Source organism: Rhizobacter sp. P2_H2, assembly GCF_056403375.1.
This window is the reverse complement of sequence record NZ_JBFUFP010000235.1, coordinates 1-6,398: the sequence shown is the minus strand read 5'-3', so window position 1 is coordinate 6,398 and position 6,398 is coordinate 1. Positions and strand designations below refer to the sequence as shown.

Annotated in this window: 7 protein-coding genes; 6 read left to right on the top strand and 1 reads right to left on the bottom strand. The window is 72.4% G+C overall.

The annotated features are described in order from the left end of the window. The 6 genes from AC1D15_RS14265 to AC1D15_RS14240 form a co-directional block, all read left to right on the top strand. The coding region (locus AC1D15_RS14265; RefSeq protein ID WP_477826506.1) for an amino acid ABC transporter ATP-binding protein at positions 1-535 on the top strand (535 nt) is incomplete at its 5' end. 23 nt (positions 536-558) lie between these two features. Continuing rightward, on the top strand, positions 559-1,278 hold the full coding sequence (locus tag AC1D15_RS14260) for a glutathione S-transferase family protein (protein WP_477826505.1): 720 nt from the start codon (positions 559-561) through the stop codon (positions 1,276-1,278). Then, positions 1,275-1,895 (top strand): cysteine dioxygenase family protein, encoded by a 621-nt coding sequence (locus tag AC1D15_RS14255; RefSeq protein WP_477826504.1) that lies wholly within the window; start codon positions 1,275-1,277, stop codon positions 1,893-1,895. The genes AC1D15_RS14260 and AC1D15_RS14255 overlap by 4 nt, the downstream gene beginning before the upstream one ends. Next, positions 1,892-3,100: a cystathionine beta-lyase gene (metC, locus tag AC1D15_RS14250; RefSeq protein ID WP_477826503.1), complete on the top strand. Its 1,209-nt coding sequence runs from the start codon at positions 1,892-1,894 to the stop codon at positions 3,098-3,100. The genes AC1D15_RS14255 and metC overlap by 4 nt, the downstream gene beginning before the upstream one ends. Next, positions 3,097-4,674, top strand: a complete 1,578-nt coding sequence (locus tag AC1D15_RS14245) for a rhodanese-like domain-containing protein (protein ID WP_477826502.1) — start codon at positions 3,097-3,099, stop codon at positions 4,672-4,674. Before metC ends, AC1D15_RS14245 begins: the two co-directional genes overlap by 4 nt. After that, positions 4,671-5,525: a class I SAM-dependent methyltransferase gene (locus AC1D15_RS14240; protein WP_477826501.1), complete on the top strand. Its 855-nt coding sequence runs from the start codon at positions 4,671-4,673 to the stop codon at positions 5,523-5,525. Before AC1D15_RS14245 ends, AC1D15_RS14240 begins: the two co-directional genes overlap by 4 nt. Before the next feature lie 13 nt (positions 5,526-5,538). On the opposite strand, the gene AC1D15_RS14235 is transcribed toward AC1D15_RS14240, so the two are convergent. After that, the coding region (locus tag AC1D15_RS14235) for a PhzF family phenazine biosynthesis protein (RefSeq protein WP_477826500.1) at positions 5,539-6,398 on the bottom strand (860 nt) is incomplete at its 5' end.

Here is a 6,398-nt window from a genome sequence, read left to right as displayed (position 1 = left end):
GTACAACCTGTTCCCGCACCTGAGCGTGCTCGACAACCYGCTGATCGCGCCGACGCTGGTGGCCGGCCGCGACCGGGCCGAGGCACGGCGCGAGGCACTGGCGCTGCTCGACAGGGTGCGGCTGCTGCACAAGCAGGACGCCTGGCCGGGCGAGCTCTCCGGCGGGCAGCAGCAGCGCGTGGCCATTGCGCGGGCGCTGGCGATGCGCCCGGAGCTGATGCTGTTCGACGAGGTCACSTCGGCGCTCGACCCGGAGACGGTCGGCGAGGTGCTGCACGTGATCCGCGAGCTGGCGGCCGAGGGGCTGAGCTGCGTGCTGGTGACGCACGAGATGCGCTTTGCCGAGGAGGTCAGCGACGAGGTGGTCTTCACCGAGGCCGGCCGCGTCGTCGAGCACGGCCCGGCCGCCCGCGTGTTCCATGCGCCGACCAGCGAGCGCACCCGCGCCTTCCTGAACCGCAGCCTCGACCCGTCGCGCGCGCCGGTGCTGCCGCAGGTGCCCCTCGAACTCGCGGGCTTGCGATTCGCCATCTGATCTCTTCTTCACCACCCCCACCCATGATCGACTTCTACTACTGGCCCACCGGCAACGGCATGAAGATCGCCATCGCGCTGGAAGAACTCGGGCTGCCGCACACCCCGTACCCGCTGAACATCCGCACGAAGGAGCACCACACGGCGGCGTTCGCGGCGCTGAACCCGCACCGCCGCACGCCGGTGATCGTCGACCACGCGCCGTTCGGCGGCACGGCGCCGCAGACGGTGGTGGAGTCGGGCGCCATCCTGCTGTACCTGGCCGGCAAGACCGGCGCGCTGCTGCCGCCGGACGAGGCCGGGCGCTGGCAGGTCACGCAGTGGCTGTTCTGGCATGCCGCGCACCAGGCGAGCGGGCTCGGCCTGCTGCAGCGCTGGCACGAGGGCGAGGCGGCCGGCGCGAGCGATGCGCAGCGCGCCGCCGCGCGCGACGAGGCGCAGCGCCTGTACCGCACGCTCGACGACCGGCTGCAGGGCCGCGAGCACCTGGCCGACAGCTACTCGATCGCCGACATCGCGGTGTTCCCGTGGATCCAGCCGCTGCGCCACCACCTGCAGCTGAGCGATTTCCCGAACTTGCAGCGCTGGCAGCGCCGCATCGCCGCGCGGCCTGCCGTGCGCCGCGCCTACGAGCGCGGGCTGCAGATCGCGCCGCAGGAGAAGGCGCTGCAATTTTCACCACGCACATCGCCGCGTGCCTCGCCCTTGCATCCCGATCACGACGACCGAAAGGCACTCTCATGAGCCAGGCCACTCCCGAATCCCGCCGCGCCGAAGCCGTGCGCACGACATTGACCGCGGTGCGCAGCGAACTCGCCACCGGCGCCCCCGACCGCGCCGCGCTCGCGCGCATCGCCGCGCTGCTCGACGGCCTCGCGCAGCGCCCCGAGCTGTTCCCGAGCGCCACCTTCCCGCCGCCGGCCGAATCCGAAGGCGTCGGCGCATCGACCCGCTACCGCCTGAACCCGGCCGACGGCGACGACGACATCGCGCTCTACCTGAACTCGATCAACCCGGGCAAGACCACGGTGCCGCACAACCACGACACCTGGGCGGTGATCGTCGCGATCGAAGGCGACGAGGTGAACCGGCTGTACCGCCGCACCGACGACGGCCGCGACCCGGCGCGCGCGCAGCTGGTGCTCGACCGCGAGTTCACCGTGAAACCCGGGCAATCGATCCAGTTCCTTGCGCAGGACATCCACAGCATCCACGTCGGCGGCACGCGGCCCACGCTGCACTTCCACTTGTACGGCCGCCCGCTGGAGACGCTGACCGGCCGCGTCGGTTTCGACCTGGCGACCGGCGCGGTCACCAACTACAACGCGACGCAGATGAAGCCGAGCAAGGTGGTGGCATGACGGACCCGGCAGCGCAACCGTCAACCCGTCTGCTGCACGCCGGCGCGCCGCCGCTGGCGGGCGGCACCGGCCCGATCAACACGCCGGTGGTGCGTGCGAGCACGCTGCGCTTCGAGAGCATGGCGGTGCGCGAGGACCTGCTGCTGCGCCGCTCGGCCGGCGAGGACGTGGCCTCGTACGGCATCCACGGGCTCGACACGCACCGCGCGCTCGAGGCCGCGCTGCGCGAGCTCGAAGGCGGCGAGCGCGCGCTGCTCGCGCCATCGGGCCTGGCCGCGATCACGCTGGTGCTGCTGGCGGTGCTGTCGCCGGGCGACCACGCGCTGGTCTGCGACAGCGTCTACAGTCCGCTGCGCCGTGTCGATGCGCAGCTGTTGCGCCGGCTCGGCATCACGCTGGAGTACTTCTCGCCGGCACGCGACGACCTGGCCGCGCGCATCCGCCCCGAGACGCGGCTGCTGTACCTCGAATCGCCGGGCTCGCTGCTGAACGAGGTGCTCGACCTGCCGGCGCTGGCCGCGGTGGCGCATGCACGCGGCGTGACCGTCGCGGTCGACAACACCTGGGGCGCGGGCTGGCTGCACCGGCCGCTCGACCTCGGTGCCGACATCTCGCTGCAGGCCGGCACCAAGTACATCGGCGGGCATTCGGACCTGATGCTGGGCACCGTGGTGGCGAACGGCGCCGAGCTGGTGCGGCGCCTGGTGCAGACGCATGAATCGCTGGGGTTGACGATCGGTGCCGACGATGCCTGGCTCGCGCTGCGCGGGCTGCGCACGCTGCCGGTGCGGCTGGCGCAGCACGAGCGGCATGCGGTCGAGGTGGCGCGCTGGTTGCAGGCGCAGCCGCMGGTGGCGCGGGTGTTCTTCCCGGCGCTGCAGGACGATCCCGGGCATGCGCTGTGGCGGCGCGATTTCAGCGGCGCGAACGGGCTGCTGTCGTTCGAGCTGGGAGACACCGATCCGCGGGCCGGCCAGGCGTTGGTCGATGCGCTGCAGGTGTTTCGCATCGGCGCGTCGTGGGGCGGCTACGAGAGCCTCGCGCTGCTGGTCGCGCCGGAACGGCTGGCCGAGCACAGCCTGTGGACCGGCCTCGCGCAGCCGCGCGGGCCGCTGGTGCGGCTGCACGTCGGGCTGGAGGATCCGCGCGACCTGGTCGATGACCTCGCGCAGGCGCTTGCGGTGGCACGGAGGGTTGCAACATGAGCCGCACGATCGATGCCGCCACGCTGAAGCAGTGGCTGAAGGACGGCGGCGAGATCGCACTGCTCGACGTGCGCGAGCACGGCGTGTATGGCGAGGGCCATCCGTTCTTCGCGGTCAGCGTGCCGTACAGCCGGCTGGAGATCGACGCGCCCCGGCTGGTGCCGCGGCGCACGACGCCGGTGGTGCTGCTGGACGATGGCGACGGCATTGCGCAGCGTGCGGCGGTGCGGCTGGCAGCGCTCGGCTACATCGACGTGCGCCTGCTCGACGGCGGCGCGCCGGCCTGGCAGCGCGCCGGCTACACGCTGTTCAAGGGCGTCAACCTGCCGTCGAAGACCTTCGGCGAGCGGGTGGAGCAGGCCTTCGGCACGCCGCACCTGTCGGCGCAGGAGCTGCAGCTCCGGCTGGCCGGCGACGACCCGCCGCTGCTGCTGGACGGCCGCACCTTCGACGAGCACCGGCGCATGACGATCCCCGGCGCGGTCTCGGTGCCGAATGGCGAGCTGGTGCGCGAGGTCGGCGCGCTGCTCGGCGGCGACACGCGGCGCACGGTCGTCGTGCACTGCGCCGGCCGCACGCGCAGCATCATCGGCGCGCAGATCCTGCGCCAGCTCGGGTTGCCGAATCCGGTGCTGGCGCTGGAGAACGGCACGCAGGGCTGGGCGCTCGCGGGCTTGTCGCTGGAGCGCGGCAGCACGCGCCGGCCCGCGCCTCACAGTGCCCAGGCGGCGCTGTCGCACTGGCCGGTGCGGCGCCTGCCGGGGCGCAGTGTGACGGCGGCGCAGGCCAGCCGCTGGCTCGCCGAGGCGGCGCGCACCACCTACCTGTTCGACGTGCGCTCGGCCGAGGAATTCGCGCAGGGCAGCCTGCCGGGGGCACGCCATGCACCGGGCGGGCAGTTGCTGCAGGCGACCGATCTGTACGTCGGCACGCGGCATGCGCGCATCCTGCTCGTCGATGACGATGGCCTGCGCGCGCCGGTGGTCGCGCACTGGCTGTGGTTGCAGGGGCATGACGCGGTAGCCGTGGACGGGGGCATTCGGGCGGCGTTGCAGGTGCCGTCGACTGCATCGGCGGATGTGCCGGAGGTACCGCGGCTGGATGCCGAGGCGCTGCGCGAGCGGCTGCAACGCGGTGCGCTGCTGTTGGACCTGCGCGGCAGCCTCGCGCACCGGGCAGGACATCCGCAAGGCGCGCAGTGGACGATCCGCCCGCAGGTGGTGGAAGCGGCCCGAAAGGCCGGGGCAGGGCGTGCGCTGGTGCTGCTGAGCGACGAGCCGCGCATTGCCGACCTGGCTGCACTGGACCTGCGCGAGGCAGGCTTCACCGACCTCGCCCAGGCCAGCCTCGCCACCAGCGCCGAAGCCGGCCTGCCGACGGTGACGAGCCCCGACGAACCGTCCGATGCACAGGCCATCGACCACCTGTTCTTCGTGCACGACCGCCACGACGGCAACCTCGATGCGGCACGCCGCTACCTCGCGTGGGAACTGGGCCTCATCGCACAATGCGACGCCGACGAACTGGCGACCTTTCGCCTCGATCCGGCGGCCCTCGAACGGGAGATCCGATGAACGACCTGATGACACGGCGCGGCGTGTTGAGCCTGCCGCTGCTTGCGTTGCCGCTGGCAGCTTGCACCTCGACGCCGGCCGTGGCCGACGCGGATGCCGATGGCGCGCGGCTCCGCGCGGCGCTGGCCGGTGCGCAACGCAGCACCGCGAACCGTGCGCGCGATGCGGCACGGCACCCGTACGAGACGCTGCGCTTCTTCGGCCTCAAGCCCGGCCAGACGGTGGTCGAGATCGCGCCGGGTGGCGGCTGGTACACCGAGGTGCTGGCGCCGTACCTGCGGGAAGACGGGCGCCTGTATGCGGCGCACGAGCCGGCTGATGCCCAGGACGAGTACGCGCGGCGATCGCGGCAGCGCTTCGTCGAGAAGCTCGCGAAGGAACCGGCGGTGTACGACCGCGTGGTCGTCGGCGAGCTGCCGGCAGCAGGCAACCGGCTCGGCGGCATCGCACCGTCGGGTGGTGCCGACATGGTGCTGACCTTCCGCAACATCCACAACTGGATCGAGGCGGGGCGGCTCGATGCGGTGCTGCAGTCGTTCCACGCGGTGCTGAAGCCGGGCGGCGTGCTCGGCGTGGAAGAGCACCGCGCGCCGCCGGGCACCACGCTCGAACGCACGATCGCGACCGGCTACGTTCCCGAGGCGCTGGTCATCGAGCGCGCTGCTGCGGCCGGCTTCGTGCTGCTCGACCGCAGCGAGGTCAACGCGAACCCGCTCGACACGCGTGACCATCCGAACGGCGTGTGGTCGCTGCCGCCGACCTTGCGCGGTGGGGCGGTCGACCGCGACCGCTTCGTCGCGATCGGCGAGTCGGATCGCATGACGCTGAAGTTCGCGAAGCGCCGCGGCTGAGGTTGGCGCCCTCTCAGACCGTCAGCACGCCCTTGAACACCACGATGCCGCTGCCCGAGAGCTCCGGTTCGGGGTTCAGGCGCACCTGCAGGAAGCTGGGGCGCCCCATGCGCGTGCCTTGCTCGATCAGCAGCGCCTGGTCCGGCAACAGCCCTTCGTGCCCGAGGTAGGCCGCCAGGGGCCCGGCCGCGGTACCGGTGGCAATGTCTTCCCACAGGCCGATGGTCGGGTTGAAGAACCGCGCATACGCGCGCTGCGGCGCGGCAACGTCGAACGCGTAGACGTAGCAGCCCTCGGCACCGGCGCCTCGCAGCACCGGCAGCAGGGCTTGCGCGGCCGGCTGTGCGCGATCGACCGCGGCTTCATCGGCCACGCGAACCATCAGGTGGGCGGCACCGGTGTCGGCCGCGCGCGGCGCAGGGTGCGGCAGCACGTCGGCGGGTTCGAGGCCGAGGGCCCGGCTCAACGATTCCACGTCGACGCCGGCCGGCAGCAGCGTCAACGGCGACTGCCGCATGCGGCCGTGCACCTGGCCGCCGCGCCGTTCCAGCGTGATGGGCAGCACGTCGCGGCCGAGTTCCTGGTGGAAGGTCTGCGGCGTGTCCAGCGGCCCGAGCTGCCCCTCGTGCGCCAGCCACAGCCAGGCGCCCAGCGCGTTGTGCCCGGCACCGGACACCTCGACACCGCTGGCCGTGAAGGAACGCAGCCGCCTATCGGCGCGATCGCTGCGCTGCAGGAAGGTGGTCTCGGCCTGGTTGAACTCGCCGGCGATGCGGCGCAGCAATGCATCGTCGAGACCGTCGGCCCCTTCCACGACCGCCAGCGGGTTGCCGGTGAGCGGCGCGTGGGCAAACACGTCGATGAGTCCCGCGG

What these genes read in the sequence shown, in the direction of transcription:
- AC1D15_RS14255 (WP_477826504.1), top strand. Translation starts at nt 1,275, where the DNA reads ATGAGCCAGGCCACTCCCGAATCCCGCCGCGCCGAAGCCGTGCGCACG.
- AC1D15_RS14245 (WP_477826502.1), top strand. Translation starts at nt 3,097, where the DNA reads ATGAGCCGCACGATCGATGCCGCCACGCTGAAGCAGTGGCTGAAGGAC.
- AC1D15_RS14240 (WP_477826501.1), top strand. Translation starts at nt 4,671, where the DNA reads ATGAACGACCTGATGACACGGCGCGGCGTGTTGAGCCTGCCGCTGCTT.
- AC1D15_RS14260 (WP_477826505.1), top strand. Translation starts at nt 559, where the DNA reads ATGATCGACTTCTACTACTGGCCCACCGGCAACGGCATGAAGATCGCC.